We start from the raw sequence: 26,228 nt of genomic DNA, 5'->3' as shown, positions 1-26,228 counted from the left end.
CTGACGATGCCCCGGCTGCTGCTCGACGCCGACCGTTCGGTGCCGATGGAAGGACGGGACATGAGACCTCTAAGCGCGCAGTCGTCGCACACTCTCGTCCGGACATCCCCCGATGTCCGGGCCGCTGCAGCCGGCCCTCGGTGGGATTCGACGGCGGTGGCGGTACGACTAACACTCGGGCGTCCCCGCCGTTCGACAGGCGAACCGCCGGGCACTGTCCGTGTGCGTAGCTGGCATCGGGACCATAGGTCGGGCGCGGTCGCGGACGCGCTCTCCGACAACTGCGTATCGGGCACCCTCTACGCCCGGTGTCGACGAACCACTCACCGCGCCGCGTGAGATCTTCACAAGTAGCGCGCGGAAGCAGTACTCACCTTTCCCGCACGTCGAACTCGTCCGTAGCCCTCGCATTTGCGACGATCGGACTCGACCGCGTCGAAGTCGTCGTTATCACCGACCCGGAGCGACGAGCACCCGCCACATCGTCGAATGGAGTTCTCCGGTCAGGAATTACGAGCGGACCTCACCAACGCGATCGATCCCACTTTGGGAGGTCGCACGTCCGCGATCACGGCGTGGTCCGTGACCGCAGTCGGCGCGGCACTGCTCCAGAGTGTGGACTCGGACGCGGTGGTACTCGTCTCGAACCTGTCCCCCGTTGCGGGGTGAGGCGATCTGTTTACGGCGACGGCATCCCACCGTTGACGTGGATCGTCGCACCCACCACGTAGCTCGATTCCGGTGACGCCAGAAACACGTAGGCCGGCGCCAGTTCGGTCGGCTGTCCCGCACGTCCGAGCGGGGTGTTCTGCCCGAACTCGGGCAGTTCTTCCTTCGGCTGGCCGTCCGACGGCTGCAACGGCGTCCAGATCGGCCCGGGCGCAACCGCGTTCACACGGATACCCTTCTCCGCCAGCTGGGTCGCCATGTTCTTCGTGAAGTTGTTGATCGCGGCCTTCGTCGACGAGTAGTCGATCAACGCCGGCGACGGCTGGTACGCCACGATCGAGGTGGTGTTGATGATCGTCGAGCCCGGCTGCAGATGCTTCAACGCCGCACGGGTGGTGCGGAACATCGCGAGGATGTTGACCTGGAAGGTCTGCTCGAGCTGATCGTCGGGCAGGTCGTCGAGCCCCTCGACCGCGATCTGCTTGCCCGCGTTGTTGACCAGAATGTCCAGTCCACCCAGCTGTTCGACCGCCTGGTTCACGACGTCGGAGCAGAACGAGGCATCCGTCAGATCACCGGGGAGAGTGACCGCCTTGCGACCGCTCTCGGTGATGATGCGTGCGACATTCTTGGCGTCGGGTTCTTCGTCCGGCAGGTACGAGATCGCGACGTCGGCGCCCTCGCGCGCGAACGCGATGGCAGTAGCAGCGCCGATGCCGGAGTCGCCACCGGTGATCAGCGCCTTGCGACCTTCGAGGCGGCCCGTGCCCCGGTACGAGAATTCGCCGATGTCGGCCTTGGGCACCATGTCGGCGTCGAGTCCCGGCTCGGGCTGATCCTGCTTCGGAGGTGAGATCGACGGGTAGCGAGTTGTCGGATCCTGAAACTTCAGTTGATCGGTCTTGGTGGTGTGCACGTCTTGCTCGGCCATGAGTACCGCCTGTGAATCGATGATGGATCGAAGTGCTCGAGAGCTCGTTGCACAGTGGCTTCCCGAGGCGACCCGACCGCAAACGCCCCGGCACTCACCGAGGGCGATCAGCGCTTGTCCACCCCGACAGGGACGCGTGGTGAAGATGCGTCTGCGTCGGTAGGGGCCTCACGTTCGTCGCGCACGCGGATGATCCGGCCGAAGATCATCGCGGCGGTAACCGACACGCCGGCCCAGCCGAGCAGTACATACAGGATCCAATGCACACTTGGACAACGGTCCAACTCGTGGTTGCGTTACATCGATGGGCAGACTTCACCCCGAACTTCACCCTGTCGGGCGGGTCACTCCTGTGCTTCGACCTCGAAAGGGGCCGCGAAGAGCAGAGACCCCGCCGGAAGGGCATGCGAATAACCTTCCGGCGGGGCTCGACGTCGCCGTGCAGGGGACGACGACAGTATGTGACACTAGCGTGTTGTTGATCTTGATTCCAGGGTTACGTCCCCTGAGAGTCAGTACGCACCTTCGCTGGCGACGACAGCCTTCACGGTCTTCGCGATGATCAGCACGTCGGAGACCATCGACCAGTTCTCCACGTACGACAGATCCAGACGCACCGACTCGTCCCACGACAGATCCGATCGGCCGCTGACCTGCCAGAGACCCGTCACGCCCGGACGCACCAGCAGGCGACGCTTGACCCGGCCGTCGTAGCTCTCCACCTCGCGACGCAGCGGCGGACGCGGACCCACCACGCTCATCTCCCCGCGCACGACGTTGAGGAACTGCGGCAACTCGTCGAGGCTGAACCGACGCAGGACCCGGCCCATGCGAGTGACGCGCGGGTCCTCCCTCATCTTGAACAGCAGTCCGGCGCCCTCGTTCTGATCGAGCAAGGCGTCGACCATCTTGTCGGCGTTCTGCACCATGGACCGGAACTTGATCATTCCGAACGGGGTTCCGTCGAGCCCGATGCGCTCGGACTTGTAGAAGATCGGGCCGCCGTCCTCGAGCTTGATCAGCAGCGCCACGATCGCGAACACCGGAGCCAGGCACAGCAGAGCGGCGAGCGAGAACGCGAGGTCGAACAGACGCTTCCCGCTGCGCTTGGCACCGTGATAGCTCGGCTTCTCCACATGGATCAGCGGCAACCCGGCAACCGGACGCATCTCGATGCGCGGGCCGGCCACGTCGACGACACCGGTCGCCACCACCAGATCGGCGCGCTCGGGTTCGAGCTGCCACAGCAGGTCGCGGATGCCTTCGTGGCCGAGCGTCTCGGTGGCGGTCACCGCGACGGTGTCGGCACCCGAGGCGCGCAACGCTTCGACGACGGTGCTCTCGTCGCCGTGGATCGGGATCTGCCGTCCGTCCACATCGATGCTCTCGCCCGGCACACCGGAATAACGCGGCACGCACACACCCACCACGCGATAACCCTCGCCGCTGCGACGCTGAAATGTGCTGGCCATGTGACGAACTGCGCGAGCGCCACCCACCACGAGCACCGACGTCGTGAATTCACCCTTCCGCCGCCGACGTGCGACCACCCGTCGCCAGACCCACCGGCAGAACAGCAGGCCCGCGAGACCGGCGGGCAGAGCGATGGCGAGATAGCCACGCGCGAGCTCCATCCGGAAGATGAGCGCGACGATGGCGACCAGACCGAAGAGATAGAGCGTCGCCGAGACGACGCGCTGATATTCCTCGAAGCCGGCGCCGATCACCCGCCTCGACCGCGTGCGGAAAAGAGCCAGGAAAGCGATCCACGCGACGCCGAACGCGACGGAAATGAGGGTGTAACTCAGCGTTCCGACGCCGTCCATGGTGACCATCGAATCCTGCCCGAACCGCATCACGTGCGCGAGGGCGACTGCCAGCGCGATAACCAGACTGTCGGTGACGAACAGCGTGTCGACGTAGGACTTCTGCCAGTCCCATCGCGTGGACATCCGACTGCCGGCCGGCGCGGCGGCACCGGCGTGGGTAGCCGAAATATCTTGTACAGCATCGCCATTCGCCTGACGAACCGTGGTCATGACGGAAGAACCCTCATTGTGTGTCTCCTCCCCGAGACGCGTCGACACCCGAGTACCTCCCTGCACTCGAAGGTCGACAACCCCGTATATCGAAACCGCATCCTCCGTAGCGGCGCCGATACGTTATGCGATTGAGATCATCGCACAGATTTGTTTCTTACGCGCGACAACAAAGGGGAAGTTTTATCGCCACATCCGTACCCGCCCCGATCGCGATGCCGACATCGGCGCGCACCAGGGCAGGAGCATCGTGGACGCCGTCGCCGGAACATTTCCCCGTGCGCGCCGTGCCCGCATGTCGATCGCGGCCGGCGTGTTCGTGGGTGTGTTCGTGCACCTGCTGGGACATCGACGGCTCCTCACTCGCCGGCGGGACGAACCGCAAGCGCAGATCGGCTACAGAGTGGTCAACAGCTGACGCATCGTGTCGATTTCCTTCTGCTGGGTGTCGGCGATGGTGCGAGCCAGCTCGACCGTGCCGGAATACCGCCCGTCCTCGATCTCGTCCTGCGCCATCTCGATCGCACCCTCGTGGTGGACGATCATCTGCTCCAGGTACATACGGGCGGCGGCCACGCCCTGAGCATCGGACAGTGCCTGCATGTCCTGCTCGTTCATCATCCCGTCCATGTGCGGCATCTCGTCCATGTGCGGCATGCCGAGCATGTCGCCTCTGTCCATCCGGGGAGTGTCCTCCCGGTGCATGGGCGTCATGCCCCACTCGTCGAGCCACGCCTCGAACTGCTCGATCTCGGGTTGCTGCTCGGCCTTGATCTGCTCGGCCAGTGCCCTCACCGGCTCCGGGATCCCATCCTTGGCGAGCAGCATGTCACTCATCTCGACGGCCTGCGCGTGGTGCGGGATCATCATCCGCGAGAACATCACGTCTTCCTGATCGAACGGCGCGGTGTTCTCACCGGACGTCGCGGCAGGCGAAGCGCTGGTCGTTCCCTCGTCACTACCGGAACCACTGCACGCCGACGTCGTGAATGCCACCGCCAGCGCGATCGCACCGGCGGCCAGAGCCTGCTTGTTCATGGCATCCACCCTCGCGTGTGCGATCCCGGGTTCGGGTGGAGATCGTATGAAGATTTGCTCAAGAAGTTCGGGCATGTCGTCAGCACCACGGCGGGTGACGATGATGGATCCCATGCCTTCCTCTGTTCGCCCGACGGGAACCTCCGGCGGATCCGCACCCGCCCCCGGCTCGACCGCCCGGATGCGGGCCATGGTCGTCGAAGACGAGGAGTCGTTGGCGAACCTCGTCGGTTCGTATCTCGAACGCGACGGTTTCGACGTGACGATCACCGGCGACGGATCCGAGGCAGTGACGCTCGCCCGCCGGATCGATCCCGACATCCTCGTGCTCGACCTCGGCCTCCCCGGGCTCGACGGCATCGAGGTGTGCCGGCAATTGCGCACCTTCTCCGACGCCTATGTCGTGATGCTCACCGCCCGCACCGACGAGATCGACACCTTGATCGGACTGTCCGTCGGAGCCGACGACTACCTCACGAAACCGTTCAGCCCGCGCGAACTCATGGCCCGCATCCAGGCGATGCTGCGCCGTCCCCGGACGGCAGGGCCGGTGACGGACTCCGCGGGCCGACCGCCCCGGACGTTCGGCGCTCTGTCCATCGACGTCGACGGACGGGAGGTCGCCGTGGGCGACACACCGGTAGCGCTCACCCGCACCGAGTTCGACATCCTCGCCGCCCTGTCCCAGGACCCCGGTGTCGTGTTCACCCGGGCACAGCTCATCGCGGCCGTATGGGGGCAGAACTGGGTCGGCGACGAACACCTCGTGGACGTGCACATCGGCCATCTGCGCCGCAAACTCGGCGACGACGCGACCCAGGGACGCTTCGTGCGCACCGTGCGGGGCGTCGGCTACCGGATGGGCACAGGGCGATGACGGCATCCTCCCCCACCGGCATGAGCTTCGGCACCCGCCTGTTCGTCGCTTTCATCGCTGTCGTCGTCGGATGCGCCGTCAGTGCGTGGCTCGTGGCCTCCGCCCTCGCCCCCGGAATCTTCCACGACCATCTCGGCCAGGCCGGCATCGACCACAATTCGAGTCAGGCGGCGCACGTCGAAGAGGCATTCACCTGGTCGATCGTTCTGGCGTGGGGTCTGGCAGTCGCCCTCGCAGTGCTCCTGGCGTCAGCAGTGAGCTGGTACATCGCACGCCGCATCCAGCGTTCGCTCACGTCGGTGACCACCTCCACTGCGCAGATCGCCGGAGGCCGGTACGACACCCGTGTCGCCGCTCCGGGACTCGGCAGCGAATTCGACCAAGTGGCGGCGAGTTTCAACGAACTCGCACGGCGACTGGAAGCGACCGAAACCACCCGGCGCAGGATGCTGGCCGATCTCGGTCACGAGATGCGGACCCCTATCGCCACACTCGACTCGTATTTCGAGGCACTCGAGGACGGCGTCCGAACCTTCGACGACGACACGCGGCAGATCCTGCGTGCGGCGACCCTCCGATTGGACCGGCTGGCGCAGGACATCACCGCTGTGTCCCGCGCCGAGGAACACCTCACGCGCATCACGCCGGTACCCACCACCACCGGCGCCCTCGTCACCACGGCAGTCGACGCGGTGCGCGAACAGTACGACGGCAAACAGGTGGCGCTGCACGTCGACATCGCAGAATCCGCGCCGGTGACGGTCGATCCGGAACGCCTCGGGCAGGTACTGGCGAACCTGCTGGACAACGCTCTGCGGCACACCCCGGAAGGTGGCACCGTCACCGTCGCCACGCGCATGCTCGATCGCGCGCGGACAGAGATCACCGTGACGGACACGGGCAGCGGAATCTCGTCCGATCACCTCGACCATCTCTTCGACAGGTTCTATCGTGCCGACACCGCACGCGACCGGAACCACGGGGGCACCGGCATCGGGCTGACGATCGCGCGGGCGCTCGTCGAAGCCCATGACGGTCGCATCCGCGTGCACAGCGAAGGACCGGGCCGAGGAGCGCGGTTCACCCTCGAATTGCCGACGGCAGATCAGACGTAGTTGGCCAGCACGAACTCGGTCAGACCCTTCCGGACCGCGTCGACCGCATGCTTCTGCCCTCGCTTCAGCACGAAACCGGGAACCGGAACCTTCGGTTCGAGCGACATGGTGACGTGCACCCGGGTTCCACGCGCAATCTGTTCGAGGGCGTACTCACCGTCCTGGCTGCGCTGCATCGCGCTGTCGAGGAGAGTCCACGACGTCGACCGTTCGGTCCAGTCGTGCTCGATGGTCTGGGTGTCGGAGAAACCGAACAGCGACAAGGTCATGCGAACCCGATGTGGGCGGCCGTCGGCATCCCGGGTGAGCACCTCGACACTCTTGTGGGCCGAGGACCATTCCGGGATGCGCTCGACATCTTCGAGCGCGCGCATCACCTGTTCGGGCGCGGCGTCGATGTCGAATCGGTCGGAGACGGTGGCCGCCATGTCGGGTCCTCCTCATAGGCGTGGATGACGCAATACACCGAGGAATTGACCCTGTGTGCCGCCGTCAAACGTGCGGCGATCAGTTCTGCATGAGGATCTTCTGTTCCTTCAACAGCGGATAGGACGCGAGTTCGCTTCCGTCGAGATCCTCCTTGTGCATGTCCACACCGGTGATCTGGCTGTTCTCGTATGTGCGGTAGTAGTAGATGCCCTTGTCCGTATTGCAGCACGACGAGTAGATGGTGATCTCGTACTTGTCGCCGAGCCGGACACATCCTCGCTGCTGCTCGACGGATCCGAGAATGTGGAAGAACTGGCTGATCGCTTCGGATTCGGAATCGCCCGAGATCGAGTTCACCTTGGTGAAGGCGGCTTTGACGAAGCGTGACATCGAGGACAGGTCGCCCGGCAGCCCGACGGCGCCGAGGCCGCGGCTGTACACGTCGAACGGTATGTCCTTCGAGAAGTGCGGCTCGGGCGGATCGACCGACAAGTTCATGAAATTGTTGATGTTGAACAGCTGGATATCGAAGGTCGGGTTGTTGGTGAGGACCTGGATCGGATTCTCGTGGACTTTCAGGCCCTCCGCGACAGCTTCGACCGTGACGGACTCGTTCCTGTCGGAGATGATCCAGTGCAGCGGCGACGGCGGGAATTCCTCGCTGAAGGCGGTGTCGACGATCCGCACATCCGCAAGTGCGTCCCGTACCTGCGCGACGGTCTCGAACTGCCCGAGGACCCACGGAACGAACTCGAACGACGCGACGTTGGTGCCGTCCTCGGACGGCGGCTTGTAATCGGCATTGTCGGGGAAATTCAGGCCCGCCATGCTCAGACCTTCGTCGTTGGTCGCGTCGTAGTAGAGCGGATAACCGTCGGCGACGGTCGCCATGCCGATCATGGCGTGATGCGACTTCAGCGACGGCACCCTGCGGAACTCGAACGGGAAGTTTCGTGGCGTGACCGTCACCGCTTCCCGGTAGGAGTACTCGAGGTCGAGATTCCGGCCGAAGTAGTGGTCCTTGGCGGTGTAGTTGGCGGCTGTGCACATGCGGCTACCTCCGAACTGTTTCGTCCCACGATATCGGCATATCCGTGGACTCATGGCGCTTCGGCCGGTACTCATACGAGAACGATCAACGCTCCGCCGAGACTACCTCATTCTTGCCGCTCACCGAGTGCCGCCGCTTCAATTCCTGGGCGGCATGCCGGTACGAGGACGGGCGGGCAGGCAGTAGCCATTGCAGCAGGCGGGTACCGGGGCCGACATTCAGGTCGATCTCGTCGAGAACCTCGTCCACGTGCCGGAGCGAGAAGGGAATGATATTCGTGCCACGAGCCTGCTTACCCTCGGTGCGCTCGATCATCCAGTCCAGTCGTGAGCGGACGAACTCGCGGCGCTCCTCCACGGGCGGAATATCCCCGCCCAGCATGTGATTGACACTCCACAACGCCGCGGCCTCGGCGCTGAGCGGACTGAACAGCGACGACCCATAGCCGACGAAGTACAGGTTGGCCACGTCGTCGGGCAGGATCTGACGGTAGAGCAGGAAGTTGCCGTCATCATCGAACAGGCGTGCCTGCACCTCTGCCGAGAGGAACGGCACTCGCTGTACGAACCCGGTGGCGCAGACGACCACGTCCGCCGGCAGCACCGTTCCATCGTCGAGTTCGGCGACCGGCCGACCGTCCTTCTCTCTCAGAACCACGATGGATCGGCCCCGTCGCACCGAGATCGTGCCGGCCTCGACCTTCTCGTAGAAACCCTCGGTAGCGAGGCTGACCGCGTGACGCACGATCCGCTCGAACGATCCCTCCGGCACCAATCCGGTCCGATCGAGCCGTAGTTGCCGACGGGCGACCTTTTCGACAGCGCCGAGCAGACCGTTCCGGACGAACTTGCCCCGCCCGACCAGAAACCGCCCGAATCCTCGCTGCTCGATGTGCTCGAACAGCCCCTCGCTGAGACGAGTGAGCAGGATGTACTTGTAGTTGAGCACGTTTGCCAGCTTGCGCGGCATTTTCCATGTGACCTCGCGAGCCACGACCGTAGTGGACGCCGCGACCTCGCTCAGCGCCTCGGCTACGTCGCAGGATGATTTGCCGTACCCGACCACCAGCACGTCACGATTCTCCGCATCGACGAGATCATGGAAATCCGATGCTGCACAGAGCCGGCCGCCCGCTGCCTCGTACTCGCCCTTGCCTTCGTAGGGCGGGACGAACGGATCACAGAAGATACCGTTGGCCACCACGAGGAAGTCGTACTCCCCCACTGTGAGCTCATGCGAGTCGAGGTGCCGACCCGTGACCCTCCACCGCTCGGACACCGGATCCTGATCCGCCGAGACCACTTCGGTGTTCAACCGCAACAGACGCCGAAGTCCGAAATGTTCGACATAGCCTTCGAGGTATCGCTGGACCTGCTCACCGGTAGGCCACTCGGGGTACTCGTCCGGCATCGGGAAGTCCGAGAACGCATACGTGCCCTTGTTGTTCTGCGTAGTGACACCGGGATACCGGCGCGTCACACTCCACACCCCACCGACGTCGGGTGTCCGATCATAGATGTGGACGTCGAAACCGAACTCCGACAGCAATTTCGCCGAACACAGGCCGGCTATACCCGCACCCACCACTGCAACGCTTCGTCCCCGTGCGGTCATGCCTTGTTCACCTCCGCGGCGTCCTCGGCGAAGAACGCACTCACCAATTGCCGGAAGCGCGCGGCGTGCTCGATCTGAGTCCAGTGACCGCACTTACCGAAGACGTGCAACTGCGAGTTGGGAATCAGGCCGAACATCTTCTGCGACGCGGCGACCGGCACCACGCGGTCCTCTCGTCCGTGCAGGATGAGTACCTCGTGCTCGATGGCAGCCAGGTCCTCGTCGGGAACGATCTGCGCGTCCAGCCACCGCTGCCGAGGTGCGGGGAAGACCTGTTCGAAGGCTTCCTGTGCACCCGGCCGGATGGTCGCCCGGTACCGCAGTTCGGCCAGTTCGTCGGTGACCAGAGACCGGTCGTAGGCCATGATGTCCATGATCTTCTTCATGTTCTCGACCGAGGGTGTGTACCCCCAGAGCGCATCGAGTTCGGGCGTGAAGTCGAACTGCACGCCACCGGCTCCCATCAGTACGATTCGGCCGAGACGTTGCGGGTGCCGAACTGCGAGGTGCAACGCGAGGCCACCACCGAACGAGTTGCCGACCACGTGCACCTTCGGGATCTCGAGTCCGTCGAGGAGAGCGAGGATCTGATCGATCCAGGTATCGAAGATCTCGAACCGGACCGGATCGGGAAGGGTTGTGTATCCGAAGCCGACAAGGTCGGGAGCGATTACTCGATGCTGCTCTGCGAGGGCGGGGATCAGTCCCCGCCAGTTGGCCCATGCCGAAACGCCGGCGCCGGAACCGTGGAGGAGCAGCACCGGAATGCCGTTTCCCTCCCCTACGTCGTGATAGTTGGTTTCGAATCCGGCGGTGCGGATGGTCTGTGCAACTTCGGGATTGACATCGACCTGCATCAGAACTCCTCGGAAGTGAAGACGGAAGCCACCGCGGCGAGCAGGTCGTCCTGCGGCCGCTCGGGAGAGGGGTATGCCTGCTTGCTGTGCGACAGGCCGGTCTGCACGAGCATCTCGCACATCTTGTAGGCCACGACACCGGGATTGAGCACCGGCACGTCGAGGACGGTGGACAGGTGGGCATGACTCCGGTGCATCGTCGTCGAGCCCAGGATGATGACGTCGGCGCCGTCCTCCGCAATCGCTGTCTTCGCCTCGCGCTCGAGTGCTGCGAAGACGAAATCCTCCTTGCCTGCCAGTAGTTCGGCGGTGTCGGGACGGACACCGATGTCACGCACGGAAGCGAGCCGGGAAGTGATGCCGTTCTCGCGAGCAGCCTTGTGGTACAACTCGTGCCACTGCGGCCACATGGTGATCACCGAGAACTTCCTGCCGAGCAGGCAGGCCAGCAGCATCGTGGCCTGACTCGGTGCGACGACCGGGATGGACAGCCTCGAGCGCAAGGCGGCGAGCGCCGAATCGCTCATCGAGTTCACACAGACCCCGACGTAACCCTGCTCTTCCGCACGACAACCCGCGTCGAGCACGAAGGCGTCCGCGAGGGTCGTCTCGTAGGCGCTGTCGAGGGCGCCGCCGCCATTGCGTGCCGAGACGAAGACGTTCTCGAACGCCGGGTGCACGAAGTCACCGGAGAGCTGGGCGGCGAAAGCGTCCAGCGCTTCCGGCGGAACCGGAACGGGGACGATGTTCAGTACGCGCTTCACAGGTCGAGTTCCTCTCGGGTACGGGTCAGGGTGTCGACGACCGCGAACGCGATCGCCCGGGTCGCCATCATCACGTCGGTCACCGAGGCGACGCCCATGCCGCCGAGACCCTCGTCGAGTTCGGCCGGGGCACTCGCCGGTGGCCAGGGGTAACCGATTCGGGCACAGGGAACTCCGAGACGACGGATAAGGGTCCCGTCGGTCTGTCCGCCCAGCAGCGGGGTGGACTCGTAGGGCCTGCCCTCGACTTCTTCCCAACCGCGTCGACAGCTCCGGATGATCCAGTTGTCGGGGTCGGTCATGCCGCCCGGCAGGGACCCGTACATCTCCCAATCCAGTTCGATGTCGGGATGCCGCGTGCGCAGGGCACGAATCATCTCGGCGAACTGGTGGCGCACCTCGCCGGGTGTGGTCCGTGGATTGACCCGCACGTCGAGATAGATCTCGGTCGCGGCGGACGGGAAGGCCGGCTTGTCCGGGTTTCCGGAGCGGACCGCCGAGATCCACCCTTCCGGCAGCGTCGACCCGGAGGTGTTGCGTGCCGTGTATTCCGGCAGCCACGCCTCGATCGCGTGGATCACCGTGGCCGCGGGCACGATCGACGACCGGAAACCCTCGGTACCGCGACTGATACCGGCGTACCCGAAGGTCCCGCGCACGGTCACCTTGAACCAGCACATCCCGGGTTCCTCCGGGTACACCGCCCACCACGGCTTCAGCACGATCGCGTGGTCGGGCATCATACCGTGGGTGAGCAGGTGGAACACACCGGAGCTCATACCGACCTGGTCGCGGTTGCTCATACTCACCGGCATCCCACCACCGGCGAACCCGATGGCCAGATCACCCAGCAACGGCAGGTCGGCGTCGACGACCGCGTGCAGCACCTCGGTCAATCCCGCCACCATGCACTTCGGATTCGATGCACCGAGCCCGATCACCAGATCACCGTCGACCTTCGCCTCCGGAATCATGTCGGGCCGCAACGACTTCCCGACCCATGGCACGTCGGCCTCGGGGTCGATATGGGTGTCTATGGGCGCGTAGAGGAGTAGTCGGCTACCGCAACCGGAACCGGGCAGCTCACCGATCGCGTTGCCGGTGTGCTCGGAGATCGGCTGGTACCGGGCACCGATACCGACCTTCTCCTGCAAGTAGTTCGCCATGTATTCGGACGCGGGACGCTCCCGACCGGTCGGACTGTGGATATTCACCAGGTCGACGAGCAGGTTCCTGAACCGGTCGGGGTTCAGTTTCGCGCAGACTTTCTCGTACATCTCCCGCCGAGCGGGGTCGAGCGTCACGGCGTCGGTGGTATCGAGAGTGTCGGTCACGGTCGGCCCCCTTCGTGGACCTCGAAACGATGCGCCAGTCCCACGCGGTCGGTCAGGCACGTCGCGATACGGACCAGCCCCTGATCGGCGTGGTGCGGCGCGACGATCTGGATGCCGAGGGGCAGACCTTCGACCCCACGTCCCGCAGGCAGACCGACGGCCGGACATCCGGCAATACTGGCAAGTTTGTTGAACACCGGGTCCCCGGTACCGGCCTCGATCGGCGGGGCCTCACCCGGCGCCGCGAGCGTGACCAGGACGTCGACCTCGGTGAACACACCTCCCACGAACGCTCGGACGTCCCGCAGCACCTGACGCGCCGACTGGATCTCGCTGGGGGTGGCGGTGCGGCCGTCGTGCAGAAAGCGATGCAACTGCTCGGAGACGCGTTCGGCGTGTGGCCGGGCGACACGCTCGGCGAGCGAGGCGGCGGCTTCCGCGGCCATGATCAGGGTGTGCGCACCGTCCAGCGCGCCCAGCGCGTCCGGGACCGGCACGTCCCGTACGTCGGCCACCACACCGCGCAGATTCTCCGCGAACTCGTCGAGTAGCGCGGCTGCGGCCGAGGTGGCCCGGTCCGCCCACGGCGGCCGGAGAATCCCTACCCGAAGTTCGTGCAACGCCGGAAGGACCGACGCCGGCGGAGTGGAGGCTCCGTCGGTCGAGAGCGACTCGTCCATCGCACCCAGCCATGCCGGATGACGAGCGAAGGCACCGACGGTGTCGAAAGTCAGCGCGACGGGAAGGACCCCGTCGAACGGCCACCGCCCGTAGGTCGGCTTCAGCGTGAACACCCCGCAGAACGAACCCGGCCGCAGCACCGACCCTGCGGTCTGGGTGCCGAGTGCGAGCGGCACCTGACCGTCCGCGACGGCAGCCGCGGACCCACTCGACGATCCGCCCGGAGTTCGACCGAGCCCGTGCGGATTCCGGGTCGCAGTAGGCCGGTAGGTAGCGAACTCCGTGGTGGTCGTCTTGCCGAGGATCACGGCGCCGTCGCGCCGGAGCCGGCGGACGACCTCCGCGTCTTGCACGGGTCGCCAACCGGACCACAGACTCGACCCGTAACCGGTCGGCTGGTCGCCGGTCTCGATGATGTCCTTGAGCCCGATGGGAATGCCGTGCAGCGGAGATCGTCGCTCTTCTCCGTCCCGCGCCCGGGCCTGCTCGATCGCAAGACCGGGGTCGAGGTGCGCCCATGCCCCGACTACGTGATCACGCTTCGCGATCCGGTCCAGACAGCGCTCGACGGCAGACACACTCGGGTGCTCGTCGGCGAGGATGCCGGCGATCGGAGAGCCGGTGTCGGAACCGGTCACGGTATTCATCCGGCCTTCTGTGGCTCGTGGCCCCACCGCGACGGCGAGCGGAAGGTCTTGACCTCCCAGCTGTCGGAGTCGATCCTCTCGCCTCCGTAGCCGATCTCGATCGCGAAGCCGGACGGTGTACGCATGTAGAACGACGTGACGCCGTCGTTGGTATGTCGGCCGAAGGTCATCTGCAGTGCGATCCCCGCACCGGTGACGAGATCGTAGGCGCGGCCCACGTCGTCCAGGGATGCCACTTCGATCATCAGATGGTTGAAGTCGCCGCCTGTGAAGCTGAAGCACTCGTTCATCAAGGCCAGGCTGTGATGCCGCGGATTGCAGTGCAGGAAGGTGGCGTCCGCGCCGTCCCAGACGATGTAGTCGGTGAGATCGAAACCGAGGACTCGGGTGTAGAAGTCGACCGCGGCGGGGTAGTCCTTGCACATCAGGACCACGTGACCGAGGCCGAGTTCACCGGTGACGAACCCACTGATCACCCCTCCCCCGGCAAGCGGGGTGTGGTCGATCGTGGGCCCGAAGACCACCTCGTTCGGAAAACCGTCGGCGTCGGTGAATCGGAACGCCGCGACGGCAAGTCGCTCTTCCGGTGAGCCGGTGTCGATCCATTCGACGTCGATGCCCTCGGCCGCGACCCGCTCCGCGACATCACGGAGATCGTCGAGGTCGTCGACCTCCCAGGTGATGGCCCGGATCCGGTCCTCGTCCGCGGGGTACAACGCAATGCGGTGGTGATGGTCGTCGAGCCGGATCAGCAGTGGATCGCTGTCGTCGACTCGGGGGCGTGCCTGCAGGCCGAGCAGATCGACCAAGACCTGACGCCAGGTGTCGAGATCGGAGACATCGACACTCAGAGCGCCCAAGCGGGTGATGCTCATATCGTCCTCTGTTTCGAAAGGGGTGCCGCGGCGAGCGGCTAGCTGGGAAGGAATTGCTCGGCGTGAATGCGCTCGGCCGGCAGGCCGAGTTCGACCAGCCGGTCGTGCGCGGCGGCGAGCATCGCGGGAGGTCCACAGAGATAGGCGGCAGTACGGGGGTCACGAACGTCGTCCGCGGTGAGGACGCTGACCGGGTTTCCGGTGAGGACCCCGTCGATGGAGGTCGGCTCATCGGACACGACCCGGACGTCGAGAGTGCGCATGAAACTCTGCCGTGCACGGAGTTCGTCGAGGTGAAACAGATCCGCTTCCCTGGTACATCCGAATACCAGGCGGATCGGGGTGTCCTCGCGAGCGGTCTGCAGATTCTCGAGCATGGACAGCATCGGCGCGAGACCGGTGCCGCCGGCGATCATCAACGTGGGGCCGGATTCCTCCACGAGACCGAATGCGCCGCTGGGGCCTTCGATTTCGATCTTGTCGCCGACCACGGCACCGTTGCGGAGATAGTCCGACATCGCCCCCGACGGCAGGACCCGGATGGTGAAGGTGAGCTTCTTGCGGTCGCGCTCACCCGAGGCCATCGAGTACGAGCGCCACTCCTCGGTACCCGGCACCTGCATCCGGACGTACTGTCCCGCGCGGAAGGCGAACCGGACGGATTTCGGCAGTTTGAGCACGAGTTCCACCACCGACTCTCCGAGCCAGGTGATCGCCCCGACCTTGGCGGTGGCGGCGACGAGCGGGTAGTCGTCCAGCATCGAGGCCGGATAGTCGAGTTCGACTTCACTGTCCGCGCACGCCACCGACTGGCACAACAGGCGCTGTCCGTCGCGGATCTCGTCCTGTCGCAAGGAGAACACTCGATCCCGAGGCATCTGGAGGTCGCCGCGAACGACCTTGCCGACGCAGGTGCCACATGTACCGACGGTGCACTGGCTGACCAGGCGGACCCCGGCGGCCTCTGCCGCCTCGAGGACCGTCGAGCCTGCAGGCACGGTCACCGTCTTGGTGCCGTCCGCGAACGTCAGGTCCACGGTGTGGGTGACATCTGTACCGGACGTCGCGACCGCTTCGGTCGGGGTGATCGTCATGGCTCAGTCCTCGTCGAGGTACGGCGACTCGAAGAAGCCCCGGGGGTGACGAGCTGCCATCTTGCGCCACGCGATGATGGAATAATCCATGTCGCACAGCATCTCGTTGTTCCAGCCGTCGAAGCGGGTGTAGTGCTCCTCGGTGGCCTCACGCGCGAAGACGTCACTGTTGTTGAAACCTTCCAGTGCCAGCGGCAGCATGAAGTTGTCGTACTTGAAGTTGAATTCCGCGATCTCCTCGTCGGTACGGGCGCGGGTAGCGATGACCTCCCAGTACTCGTGATGATGATCGTCGATCGGGACATAGAACTCGTACTGGACGTGATCGGTGATGGGCCAGTGTTCGACCATCAGGACACCGGGAACCCACAGCGATGTGCGGAAGTAGTGCGGCACCGTGCCGCGAGCCTTCATGTTGACCTTGGGGTTGTCGAGAACCGGCTGGTACAGGTCGGGACGGTCGTAGCGGTTCATCACACCCTTGGGACCGTTCTCGATGTCGATCTCCTCGGTCGCGGAGTCGGTGAGAGCGTTGACGCCGAGAGGCAGAGCGCGGTCCAGAGCGACAAGGATCTGGTTGTCCCAGTGCACCAGCAGGTGCCCCGGGTCGAGGCCGTTCTCGGCCGCGAGGCGCCAGTTGCCGACCAGCTTGCGGTGGATCCCCCGGATCACGATGCCCTCGTCGAGTAGGTGCGGAACCGGAGAATCGTTGGGATCGTTGGTGACCGGTGCAGGAAGATCGTTGGCGAGCGGCGGAGGGGTGCCGAAATCCTCCTCACCCACGAACACGTAGATGATCCCGTTGACCTCTTCCACCGGGTAGGTCCGGATGCCGGCCTTTCCGATCAGCGAGTCGTCGGGGTTGCCGACGATCGTCGTGAGGCTTCCGTCCTCGAGTCCGTAGGTGAAGCCGTGGTACCAGCAGGTGATCGTGCCCTCGGACAGGCACATCGGTTTCGCCGAGAGCTTCACCCCGCGGTGGATGCACCGATCGGATACCGCGTAGGCCTTGCCGGCGCTGCGGCGCAACGCGATGTCATGTCCACCGATGGTGACGCCCTTGGCGCTGCCGTCCTCGAGCTCGTGGGAGAGCAGAGCGGGATACCAATGGTTGGCGAAGCCCCAGTCTGCCTGGACATATGGGGCGTACTGGCGGGTGACTCCCGCCGACGATCCGCTGTGCGAGATAGCGGTCATGGGACAACCTCCCTGGAGGTGGTGGGTGGGGTTTCGGTCGGCTCGTGGGCCGGCACGACCGCGAGGGACCCGGAAGCCGGGTTTCGGAGAAGTGTGGGGTGACACATCGCTGTGTCTGAAGCCACAGTATCGAAGTTTCATGAAACGTCAATAGAAATTCCACGAAATTTACATTGAACACATGCGCGCAATCTTGATACCGTGAACTCGCGCGGCGCCACCGCCGCGGGGCGCAAGCCCGGGCCGATCGCGGAAGACAGTGATGACCAGCGCAGACTCCGAGCCGACCAGCGATACCGCACCCCTGCCCACCGGCAGACGCTGGCATCTCGCCGAGAACGCCTACGAGGACGCGCTGACGTCCTTCGAGTTCGCGATCCTCCAAGCCGAGGGCGGCTTCCAGCGCTTCGCCATCCAGGCGATCCGAGCCGCCACAGATCTCGACCTGGCATTCAACGAGATCGTGGCGTTGCACGTCGTGCGAATGCAGGAGCGGTCCAAGGACACCGCGACGATCGCCCAGCTGACCAACCGGGAGGATCTGCCGAACCTGCAGTACAACCTCCGCAAGCTCGTCAGTCTCGGCCTACTCGAACGACGGAAGGCCGGCACCTCCTCGGTCTTCACCGTCACCGAGAAGGGTCGGGCCGTCACCGACCGTTATGCCCAGCTGCGTCGCGAAACCCTGGTGTCCAACCTCGAGGAACTGAGCGACATCACGACGAAGTTGCGGCACGCGTCGCGATCGATGCAGGTACTCACCGGCTTGTACGAAGCCGCGAGCCGCGAACTCGCCACCCTCAACACCGCCGTCCTGTTCGAACCTCTCGAGAACGGGTCGCGTCCCCGGCGCTCGACGAAGCGCACTTCCGACTGAGCGACGCCGCTTCGGTCGGATGCTCATGCGAGAACGGCCCCGGAGTCGGACTCCGAGGCCGTTCTTGTAGGGCATTTCTCAGTAGGCGCCGTCGCTGGCGAGCACCGCCTTAACGGTCTTACCGATGATCAACACATCCGAGACCATCGACCAGTTCTCCACATACGACAGATCCAGCCGCACCGACTCGTCCCACGACAGATCCGACCGACCCGACACCTGCCACAGACCCGTCACCCCCGGACGCACAAGTAGCCGCCGCTGGACCCGGCCGTCGTAGGCCTCGACCTCACGCCGCAACGGCGGACGCGGACCCACCACACTCATCTCCCCCCGCACAACATTGAGGAACTGCGGCAACTCGTCGATACTGAACCGCCGCATCACCTTGCCCACCCGCGTGACCCGCGGATCGTCCTTCATCTTGAACAACGGACCGGCACCCTCGTTCTGCGCCAACAATGTGTCGACCAACCTGTCCGCGTCGGTGACCATCGACCGGAACTTCACCATCCCGAACGGCGTGCCATCGAGACCGATCCGCTCGGCCCGGTAGAAGACCGGACCCCGATCCTCGAGCTTGATCAACAACGCAACCACCGCGAACACCGGCGCCAACACCACCAACGCCGCACTCGCGAACGCCAGATCGAAAATCCGCTTCCCCGACCGCTTCGCCCCGTGATAACTCGGCTTCTCCACATGGATCAGCGGCAGACCGGCCACCGGACGCATCTCGATCCGCGGACCCGCCACATCGACCACGCCCGTCGCGACCACCAGATCCGTCTCGAGCGGTTCGAGCTGCCAGACCAGATCGTGCAGACCCTCGCTGCCCAGAGTCTCCGTCGCGGTGACCACCACCGTGTCCGCCCCCGACAACTTCAATGCGTCGACCACCGAATGCTCGTCGCCGTAGACGGTGATCTCCCGGCCGTCGACATCGATCACCTCACCCGGCGCCCCCGAATACCGCGGCACGCACACCCCGACCACGCGGTAACCCTCCCCGTCCTTACGGGAGAAGGTGCGCGTCATATGCCGCACCGCCCGCGCACCACCGACCACCAGCACCGACGTCTGAAACTCACCCCGAGCCCGCTTGCGCGCGATCACCTTCCGCCACACCCACCGAGTGAGCAACAAACCGACAAGACCCACAGGCAGGGCGATGGCGAGGAACCCGCGCGCGATCTGCTCGTTGGAGATGAGCGCGATGATCGCGATCGCACCGAACATGCCGATGGTCGCGGAGACGACCCGCTGATACTCGTCGTAGCCGGCACCGATGACGCGACGCGACCGCGTACGGAAGACGCTCAACGCGCCCAGCCAGGCGACGATGATGGTCGCGGATGTCAACGAGTACTCGAATTCTGCGCCCTCCCCGGCGCGCAAGAGCTCCTCGGATCCGAACCGCACCCACTGCGCGAGCAATACGGACAGCACCACGACGAGCGCGTCCGTGACGTGGAGTCGCTTGACGTAGGCGTTCTGCCACTTCCACCGATTCACGCCGGTGCCGGGCGACGCATACGCGGGGGCACGGTTGCGTGCACCCCGCGGAGCGTCGGACGGGTCGAGCCCTCGATCGTCGACCGTCGTCATCCCGCAGTCCTCCCCATATGTGTCTCCTCCCCGAGACAGAACTTTCCCCGAGCGAGTCCCGGCCCGGCTCTGGAACAGGACTCGTGCGAGCGTTACCCGAGCTATCACTGAGAAATAGCTGAGCGTTACGTGTGAATTGAAGTCTTGTCGCAGATCAGCGGGTAAATCGAGACCCGATGTCGGACACGCGAAAGCCTGTCGTGTCGTGTGTTCGGTTGAATCCCTTGGACTTCGGGTACGCCTGCCCGGGCGTAGTCCGAACGGCCGGAAAACCGAAAGTGACGATAATCACTTTTGCGTAAGGTTTGCGCCCGGATTCACGAGTCGGCCGATTCCTTCTTCATCCACGCCGATCTCGTCGAGACGGAGTACGGTCGGCGAATACTGTTACTGCGAGTTTCCGAAACATCGAGCGCCTGCCCGTAGTCGGTGAAAACATCATGCGGCGCGCATCGGCGTGCGCTCACCAACCGGAGACGCAGCATGTCGACGCCCACCCACTCACGCCGATACCCGGAGATACGGTCGGGATAGGCTTCGGTATCCCCTAGTGAGAGCCCGAGGAGAACCGTTGAGCACCCTCCAGACCCTGGATCGCGGTCTACGCGCGCTGGACATCGTGTCCCAACGCCCGGGGGGAATCTCGATCGCCGAACTCGCAGCCGAGCTGGAGGTGGCTCGTGCCATCGGCTACCGGATCGTGGCGACACTGGAGGCCCATTCGCTCGTCGCGCGCATGCAGGACGGCCGGATCAGGCTGGCCGCAGGAGCAGCACTACTCGGTTCGCGATTCCGCCCCCGATTGCGCGAGGTGACGCAGCCGCTACTGCGAGACCTGGCTCGACAGACGTCGGCCACCGCATTCCTGTCGACGCTCGAGGGCGACGAGTGCGTGGTGATCGCAGTAGCCGAGCCCGATACGGGGATCCTGCGCGTGGGCTACCGAATAGGTACGCGACATCCTGTGTCGCGGGGCGCGGCGGGTATTGCGATCCTCGCCGGCCGCCCCCCATCGGATACCGACACCGAGGCGATCCGCCGGGCCCGCGAGGACGGTTTCAGCATCACGGCAGGCGAACTCGAACACGGAGCCGTCGGCGTGGCAGCCAGCGTGCGCTCCCCGCTCGACCACGAGGGCGTGGGTTTCGAATCGAGCGTCGGGGTCGTCGCGATCGAAGGACTCGACACCGATGTTGCAGCGTCGGCGGTTGTGGCGACCGCAGCACGGATCAACAGCCTGCTCGACACCTGACCGGTACCGCTCGACCGAGGACGCCCGCTGAGGCGTCCTTTTTTTGTGCTCTCGACACGGAGATCGGACCCGACGTTGACGTCGGATGTGACCACGGTTACTGTCTCCATGTGCGTTCAACGAACACATGTGTTCGTTATTAGTAAATCAGCAGTTCGTAGCTTGGAGAGCATCATGACGAGTCAGTCGACCGGCACCGTCCTCGAAACCCCTCGAACCGGCCCCGAGAGCCGTTGCCCCATCGACCACACCGCCTTCACCTCCCCGACCGGCTGCCCTGTCTCCCCGCGCGCCGCAGCGTTCGATCCCTTCACCGGGCCGTACCAGGTGGATCCGGCCGCATCTCTGCGATGGTCCCGAGACGAAGAGCCGGTCTTCTACAGTCCCGAACTCGACTACTGGGTCGTCACGCGCTACGAAGACGTCAAAGCCGTCTTCCGCGACAACGAACTGTTCTCCCCCTCCATCGCCCTCGAGAAGATCACCCCGACCTCCGACGAAGCGAACGCTGTTCTGGCCCGGTACGGCTATGCCATGAACCGCACCCTCGTCAACGAGGACGAACCGGCGCACATGCCGCGACGCCGCGCGCTGATGGAACCCTTCACCCCCGCCGCGCTCGCCCACCACGAACCGATGGTGCGCCGCTTGACCCGCGAATACGTCGATCGTTTCATCGATACCGGCCACGTCGACCTCGTCGACGAGATGCTGTGGGAGGTCCCGCTCACCGTCGCCCTGCACTTCCTCGGCGTGCCCGAGGAAGACATGGACACCCTGCGCGAGTACTCGATCGCGCACACCGTCAACACGTGGGGACGACCTGCTCCCGAGCAACAGGTCGCCGTCGCCGACGCGGTCGGCAAGTTCTGGCAGTTCGCCGGCACCGTCCTCGACAAGATGCGCAAGGATCCCGACGGGCACGGCTGGATGCCTTTCGGCATCCGTGTTCAGCAGGAACAACCGGATGTCGTCACCGACTCCTACCTGCACTCGATGATGATGGCCGGCATCGTCGCCGCGCACGAGACGACGGCCAACGCCTCCGCGAATGCCTTACGGCTACTGCTCGAGCACCGCGACGTATGGGAGGAGATCTGCGCCGACCCGAGCCTGATCCCCAACGCAGTCGAGGAATGCCTGCGTCACTCCGGATCGGTCGCCGCGTGGCGCCGCCTCGTCACTGCCGACACCACGATCAACGGGGTCGAGGTTCCGGCCGGGGCGAAGTTGCTGATCGTCAACTCGTCCGCCAATCACGACGAACGTCACTTCGATCAGGCCGACGACTTCGACATCCGGCGCGACAACGCCAGCGACCATCTCACCTTCGGTTACGGCAGCCATCAGTGCATGGGAAAGAACCTCGCACGCATGGAGATCCAGATCTTCCTCGAAGAGCTGACCCGGCGCCTGCCCCACATGGAGCTGGTACCCGATCAGGAATTCACCTACCTGCCCAACACCTCCTTCCGCGGACCCGATCACGTGTGGGTTCGTTGGGATCCGGCGCGCAACCCCGAACGAGCCGACCCGGAACTGCTGTCCCGGCGACAGCCGGTGAAGATCGGCGAACCGTCGAAGAACACGATCGCACGCACGATGGCGGTGTCCGGGCTGGAGAGCATCGCCGACGACATCCTGCTGATCACCCTGCGCGACACCTCCGGGCGGCCGCTCCCGAAGTGGTCGGCGGGATCGCACATCGACGTCGACTGCGGTGCAGTGTCGCGGCAGTACTCACTGTGCGGTGATCCACACGACCGCACCACTTTCCAGGTGGCCGTCCTCCACGACCGGGAGAGTCGGGGCGGGTCGCGCTGGATCCACACGGAACTTGCCGTCGGCGCCACGCTGCGTGTACGCGGTCCCCGCAACCACTTCAAACTCGACCCCGACGCGAAGCGGTACGTCTTCGTCGCCGGCGGCATCGGCATCACCCCGGTGATCGCGATGGCCGACCAGGTCAAGGCCGCCGGCGGCGACTACGAGATCCACTACGCCGGACGCTCGCGTACCTCGATGGCGTTCCTCGACCGGCTCGCCCGCGACCACGGCGAGAGTGTCCGGGTCTATCCCGGCGACGAAGGCGTCCGAATGGATCTTCCTTCGCTCTTCGCCGACCCGGAAGACGGCACACAGGTGTACTCGTGCGGTCCCGAACGTCTGCTCTCCGCACTGAGCGAGGCCACCGCCCATTGGCCCGACGACACCCTGCACGTCGAGCACTTCTCCTCCACGCTCGAAGAACTCGACCCGTCCAAGGAACACGGCTTCGACGTAGTGCTGAAGGATTCCGGCATCACCGTCCCGGTCGCCGCCGATCAGACAGTGCTCCAGGCACTTCGAGCCGCCAACATCGACGCGCAGAGCGATTGCGAGGAAGGCATCTGCGGTGCGTGCGAGGTACCTGTCCTCGACGGCGAGGTCGACCATCGCGACCTGGTCCTCACCAAGACCGAGCGCGCAGCCGGGAAAACCATGATGACCTGCTGCTCCCGCGCATGCGGCGACAAGCTGACCCTCCAGCTGTGACACACAGCAGCCCCCGAAACTGATCCGAAAGGCACGACATGACCACCATCGAGCAGTCGGGTACGCCGTCGGTTCCACCGGATTCCGGCACACCGACCACCAGAACCCCCTTCAAGCGGGTTCTGGCCGGCAGCATGGCCGGCGCCGTCCTCGAGTGGTACGACTTCGCGATCTACGGCATCCTTGCCGCGACCGTCCTCGGCCCTCTGTTCTTCCCCAGCGGCAACGCCGTAGCGTCCTTGCTGATGGCACTCGCCACACAAGGACTCGGGTTCGTCGCCCGGCCCCTCGGCGGCATCGTCTTCGGTCATCTCGGTGACAAGTTCGGGCGCAAACCCATCCTGGTGGCGACGTTCCTCATGCTCGGCGGTGCCACCGCTGCGATCGGCTTGCTGCCGACCTACGGCCAGATCGGTATCTGGGCCACCGTCGCCCTCGTGGTCCTGCGCATGATCCAGGGCTTCGCTCTCGGTGGTGAGTTCGGCGCTGCGGTGATCCTCGTCAGCGAATACGGCGAACCCAAGCGTCGCGGCTTCTGGGCGGCATGGCCCCAGTCCGGGGCTCCGGCCGGCACCGTCCTGGCCACGGTCACGGTCGGCATCCTCGCGATCGTCTTCCCCGGAGACGCATTCGACGAATGGGGTTGGCGCGTGGCCTTCCTCCTCGCCGTCCCTCTTCTCGTCATCGGGTTCCTGATCCGTCGGGGTGTCGAAGAATCGCCGGTCTATCAGGCCGCGCAGGCGAAGGCCGAATCGGCTGGGGAACAGGCGGCGCCCAAGGAGTCGTCCAGCATCATCGAAGCCCTGCGTAAGCCCCGTCCTCTGCTCCACGGCCTCGGCATGCGTCTGGGCGAGAACATCGCGTTCTACGTCTACACGATCTTCGTCATCGCATACGCCACGACCTATTTCGACTACACCCGCGGCGCGATCGTCACCACCGTCGCCTTCGCGTCGGTCTGCCAGTTCCTCGGAATGATCGGTGGCGGATGGTGGTCCGACCGGGTGGGACGCAAGATCGCCATGCTCGTCCCGGCCGTCTCCCTCATCATCTGGGCACCGATCTTCTTCTCCCTGGTGCACACCGAGAACATGACCGCACTCGGTGTCGGTGTCTGCGTGGGCGCACTGCTGCACGGCATGCTCGCCGGCCCCGAAGCCGCATGGATCACCGAGTTGTTCCCCACCAAGTACCGCTTCGCCGGTTCGTCGCTGGTGTTCCAGGGCTCGTCGATCATCGCCGGGGCTCCTGCCCCGTTCATCGCGGTGTGGCTGGTCGACCGCTTCAGTGCCACCGCAGTCATCGTCTACCTGGTGATCACCATGTCGATCACGGTGATCGCCGTGGCCACCAGTCGCGAGACCAAGGGTGTCGATCTCGACAAGCTCGAGAACCTCTACTGAGAACACGTCGACTCGAACCCCACCGAGGCCGTCTCCGGCACCGGTGGGGTTCGGCTGTTGCGCAACAACTTCGCGCGGTGAAGCGGGGCTCGCCCGGCGTGTTGCAGGGGCGAACCCCGTTTCAGCGCGTCAGTATGGGGGGTCGGACGCCCGCGGAGGCGAGCACGATGTCGAACCGGGCATCAGCCCAGGAGCGGTCCCCGAGATCGCGTCCGTCCGGCGTCGTTCAGAGTCGCTTCAGGAAGCTGAAGAAACCGGGGGTGTGCACCTCGCGCAGGCGGGTGAGCTTGCGGTAGGAGATCAGCCAGACGCCGTCGACCTTGCGGTATTCCTCGTGGTAGTGGCCCCACCCGTGCAGCGATTCCTCGACGCCGTCGTTGTCCCACCACAGCTGATCCTCCATCGCCCAGATACCGCGGGCGGTGGTGTCGGATTCGAGGACGATCTCCGGGCAGTGGCCGTGATGGGCCGAGGTGACCGACACCGGACCGTCGAGGAGGTTGCTGATGGCACGGGTCAGTGCCTCGCGACCCACCACGCGACCGGCTTCCTCACCGGTGCGGGGCTGCTTGTCGCTGGGCAGTCCACCCCACGTTTCGCTCACCACGTCCTCGGTGTGCAGGGTCGGGTACAGATCCCATTGCTTGGTGTCCATCACCCGCAGGCGAGCCGAGAAGAGCTGCTGGATCTCGTGAATTGCCAGAAGTTGTTCGGCAGCAGACAGTTCGATCACCGGGAAGCCCTCGCGAGAAGCTCGCGCGCCTCGGCACTGCCATTGAGCACGCGGGCGATGCGAAGCTTGATCTTCCAGCGTCCGTCGATGCGCGCGAGCTCGAAGCGGTTGGCCGTCACCCGCCACACGCGGAACGAATCGGCATCGACGTTACGTCGCAACAACAGCGAATGGCAGGTCGCGACGGCGGTGTCGCCGTCGACGCGGATGTGGACCGGGTCGAGCAGGTGACCGCATCCTTCGTTGATGTAGTCCTGATGAGGCCGGGTGCGGACCATCTCGGTGATGGCGTCGCGACCCTCCATCACCCGGACGTCGACGTCGTAGACCGCATCCTCCGCCCACAACTCCCCCACGGCGTCGGCGTCGCCGGCGTCCACGGCCGGGCCGTAGGCGGTGAGTACCTCGTGGATGGCGGCCTTGTCCTCGAGGAGCTGCACGCGCTCGACGAGCGAAGCCACCAGGTCTGCAGTGTCGGTCATGAGGATCCTTCCGGAGCGACGGTCAGCTGCGACGGCAGCACGCTGCCGTCTCGCGCCTGTCTACCGGGTCTCCCATCGAGACCGCCCGGAACGTCCCGCTCAACGGAAAAACCGGTGCGCGCTCAT

At 65.0% G+C, this 26,228-nt stretch carries 25 protein-coding genes; 8 read left to right on the top strand and 17 right to left on the bottom strand.

The window, feature by feature from the left end:
* Nucleotides 1-489: 489 nt before the first annotated feature.
* Nucleotides 490-669, top strand: coding sequence for a hypothetical protein (locus PV766_RS05375; protein WP_421096573.1), 180 nt, complete (start codon nt 490-492; stop codon nt 667-669).
* 10 nt (nt 670-679) lie between these two features.
* Here PV766_RS05375 and PV766_RS05370 read toward each other — a convergent pair whose 3' ends face one another.
* From PV766_RS05370 to PV766_RS05360, 3 genes are all read right to left on the bottom strand, one after another.
* Entirely contained in the window at nt 680-1,600 is a 921-nt protein-coding gene (locus PV766_RS05370) for an SDR family oxidoreductase (RefSeq protein ID WP_421096572.1), read from the bottom strand.
* Nucleotides 1,601-1,707: 107 nt separating this feature from the next.
* A complete protein-coding gene (locus PV766_RS05365; RefSeq protein WP_165369197.1) occupies nt 1,708-1,866 on the bottom strand; it encodes a hypothetical protein in 159 nt (52 codons plus the stop codon).
* A gap of 246 nt (nt 1,867-2,112) precedes the next feature.
* Entirely contained in the window at nt 2,113-3,552 is a 1,440-nt protein-coding gene (locus PV766_RS05360; protein WP_129975834.1) for a sugar transferase, read from the bottom strand.
* 337 nt (nt 3,553-3,889) lie between these two features.
* Here PV766_RS05360 and PV766_RS05355 point away from each other — a divergent pair, with 337 nt between their 5' ends.
* Nucleotides 3,890-4,057, top strand: a complete 168-nt coding sequence (locus PV766_RS05355; protein WP_165369167.1) for a hypothetical protein — start codon at nt 3,890-3,892, stop codon at nt 4,055-4,057.
* On the opposite strand, the gene PV766_RS05350 is transcribed toward PV766_RS05355, so the two are convergent.
* Nucleotides 4,036-4,677 carry a DUF305 domain-containing protein gene (locus tag PV766_RS05350; protein WP_421096571.1) on the bottom strand — a complete coding sequence of 214 codons (642 nt, stop codon included), beginning with the start codon at nt 4,675-4,677 and terminating at the stop codon, nt 4,036-4,038. The two genes, PV766_RS05355 and PV766_RS05350, sit on opposite strands and share 22 nt — an antisense overlap.
* Before the next feature lie 190 nt (nt 4,678-4,867).
* Here PV766_RS05350 and PV766_RS05345 point away from each other — a divergent pair, with 190 nt between their 5' ends.
* Together PV766_RS05345 and PV766_RS05340 are read left to right on the top strand one after the other, a co-directional pair.
* The gene (locus PV766_RS05345) at nt 4,868-5,554 is read left to right on the top strand and encodes a response regulator transcription factor (protein ID WP_016932017.1); all 687 of its coding nucleotides are present in this window, start codon (nt 4,868-4,870) and stop codon (nt 5,552-5,554) included.
* Nucleotides 5,551-6,669, top strand: a complete 1,119-nt coding sequence (locus tag PV766_RS05340; protein ID WP_129975828.1) for a sensor histidine kinase — start codon at nt 5,551-5,553, stop codon at nt 6,667-6,669. Before PV766_RS05345 ends, PV766_RS05340 begins: the two co-directional genes overlap by 4 nt.
* Here PV766_RS05340 and PV766_RS05335 read toward each other — a convergent pair.
* The 10 genes from PV766_RS05335 to PV766_RS05290 all read right to left on the bottom strand — a co-directional run bounded on the left by PV766_RS05335 (nt 6,660) and on the right by PV766_RS05290 (nt 17,212).
* On the bottom strand, nt 6,660-7,097 hold the full coding sequence (locus PV766_RS05335) for an SRPBCC family protein (RefSeq protein WP_016932019.1): 438 nt from the start codon (nt 7,095-7,097) through the stop codon (nt 6,660-6,662). The genes PV766_RS05340 and PV766_RS05335 overlap by 10 nt on opposite strands.
* Nucleotides 7,098-7,176: 79 nt before the next feature.
* Entirely contained in the window at nt 7,177-8,148 is a 972-nt protein-coding gene (gene bsh / locus PV766_RS05330) for a choloylglycine hydrolase (RefSeq protein ID WP_421096570.1), read from the bottom strand.
* Nucleotides 8,149-8,233: 85 nt separating this feature from the next.
* Entirely contained in the window at nt 8,234-9,763 is a 1,530-nt protein-coding gene (locus PV766_RS05325; RefSeq protein ID WP_421096569.1) for a flavin-containing monooxygenase, read from the bottom strand.
* A complete protein-coding gene (locus tag PV766_RS05320; RefSeq protein WP_421096568.1) occupies nt 9,760-10,620 on the bottom strand; it encodes an alpha/beta fold hydrolase in 861 nt (286 codons plus the stop codon). The genes PV766_RS05325 and PV766_RS05320 overlap by 4 nt, the downstream gene beginning before the upstream one ends.
* Nucleotides 10,620-11,384, bottom strand: a complete 765-nt coding sequence (locus PV766_RS05315) for an aspartate/glutamate racemase family protein (RefSeq protein ID WP_016932023.1) — start codon at nt 11,382-11,384, stop codon at nt 10,620-10,622. Before PV766_RS05315 ends, PV766_RS05320 begins: the two co-directional genes overlap by 1 nt.
* Nucleotides 11,381-12,718: a M20 family metallopeptidase gene (locus PV766_RS05310; RefSeq protein ID WP_242496639.1), complete on the bottom strand. Its 1,338-nt coding sequence runs from the start codon at nt 12,716-12,718 to the stop codon at nt 11,381-11,383. The genes PV766_RS05315 and PV766_RS05310 overlap by 4 nt, the downstream gene beginning before the upstream one ends.
* Nucleotides 12,715-14,046, bottom strand: coding sequence for an amidase (locus tag PV766_RS05305; protein ID WP_421096567.1), 1,332 nt, complete (start codon nt 14,044-14,046; stop codon nt 12,715-12,717). Before PV766_RS05305 ends, PV766_RS05310 begins: the two co-directional genes overlap by 4 nt.
* The gene (locus PV766_RS05300; RefSeq protein ID WP_129975822.1) at nt 14,043-14,921 is read right to left on the bottom strand and encodes a VOC family protein; all 879 of its coding nucleotides are present in this window, start codon (nt 14,919-14,921) and stop codon (nt 14,043-14,045) included. Before PV766_RS05300 ends, PV766_RS05305 begins: the two co-directional genes overlap by 4 nt.
* 38 nt (nt 14,922-14,959) lie before the next feature.
* The gene (locus PV766_RS05295) at nt 14,960-16,015 is read right to left on the bottom strand and encodes an FAD-binding oxidoreductase (protein WP_378492562.1); all 1,056 of its coding nucleotides are present in this window, start codon (nt 16,013-16,015) and stop codon (nt 14,960-14,962) included.
* Between the two features lie 3 nt (nt 16,016-16,018).
* Nucleotides 16,019-17,212, bottom strand: a complete 1,194-nt coding sequence (locus PV766_RS05290) for a Rieske 2Fe-2S domain-containing protein (RefSeq protein ID WP_026003435.1) — start codon at nt 17,210-17,212, stop codon at nt 16,019-16,021.
* A 262-nt stretch (nt 17,213-17,474) separates the two neighbouring features.
* On the opposite strand from PV766_RS05290, the gene PV766_RS05285 reads away from it, so the two are divergent.
* Entirely contained in the window at nt 17,475-18,089 is a 615-nt protein-coding gene (locus tag PV766_RS05285) for a helix-turn-helix domain-containing protein (RefSeq protein WP_064065193.1), read from the top strand.
* 78 nt (nt 18,090-18,167) lie between these two features.
* Here the strand turns inward: PV766_RS05285 and PV766_RS05280 are convergent, their stop codons facing one another.
* The gene (locus tag PV766_RS05280; protein ID WP_421096566.1) at nt 18,168-19,697 is read right to left on the bottom strand and encodes a sugar transferase; all 1,530 of its coding nucleotides are present in this window, start codon (nt 19,695-19,697) and stop codon (nt 18,168-18,170) included.
* A gap of 571 nt (nt 19,698-20,268) precedes the next feature.
* Between PV766_RS05280 and PV766_RS05275 the strand changes: the two genes are divergently transcribed.
* From PV766_RS05275 to PV766_RS05265, 3 genes are all read left to right on the top strand, one after another.
* The gene (locus tag PV766_RS05275) at nt 20,269-20,949 is read left to right on the top strand and encodes an IclR family transcriptional regulator (RefSeq protein WP_016933687.1); all 681 of its coding nucleotides are present in this window, start codon (nt 20,269-20,271) and stop codon (nt 20,947-20,949) included.
* A 174-nt stretch (nt 20,950-21,123) separates the two neighbouring features.
* Nucleotides 21,124-23,484 carry a cytochrome P450/oxidoreductase gene (locus tag PV766_RS05270; RefSeq protein ID WP_421096565.1) on the top strand — a complete coding sequence of 787 codons (2,361 nt, stop codon included), beginning with the start codon at nt 21,124-21,126 and terminating at the stop codon, nt 23,482-23,484.
* A gap of 38 nt (nt 23,485-23,522) precedes the next feature.
* On the top strand, nt 23,523-24,887 hold the full coding sequence (locus PV766_RS05265) for an MFS transporter (RefSeq protein WP_207213474.1): 1,365 nt from the start codon (nt 23,523-23,525) through the stop codon (nt 24,885-24,887).
* A 226-nt stretch (nt 24,888-25,113) separates the two neighbouring features.
* Here PV766_RS05265 and PV766_RS05260 read toward each other — a convergent pair whose 3' ends face one another.
* A complete protein-coding gene (locus PV766_RS05260; protein ID WP_129975814.1) occupies nt 25,114-25,620 on the bottom strand; it encodes a nuclear transport factor 2 family protein in 507 nt (168 codons plus the stop codon).
* The gene (locus tag PV766_RS05255) at nt 25,617-26,102 is read right to left on the bottom strand and encodes a nuclear transport factor 2 family protein (protein WP_064063571.1); all 486 of its coding nucleotides are present in this window, start codon (nt 26,100-26,102) and stop codon (nt 25,617-25,619) included. Before PV766_RS05255 ends, PV766_RS05260 begins: the two co-directional genes overlap by 4 nt.
* Nucleotides 26,103-26,228: the final 126 nt, after the last annotated feature.

The organism is Rhodococcus sp. As11, assembly GCF_048957735.1.
GTDB lineage: Bacteria > Actinomycetota > Actinomycetes > Mycobacteriales > Mycobacteriaceae > Rhodococcus > Rhodococcus gordoniae.
Note: the sequence above shows the minus strand (reverse complement) of the source record. Positions and strands in the feature narration are given on the sequence as shown.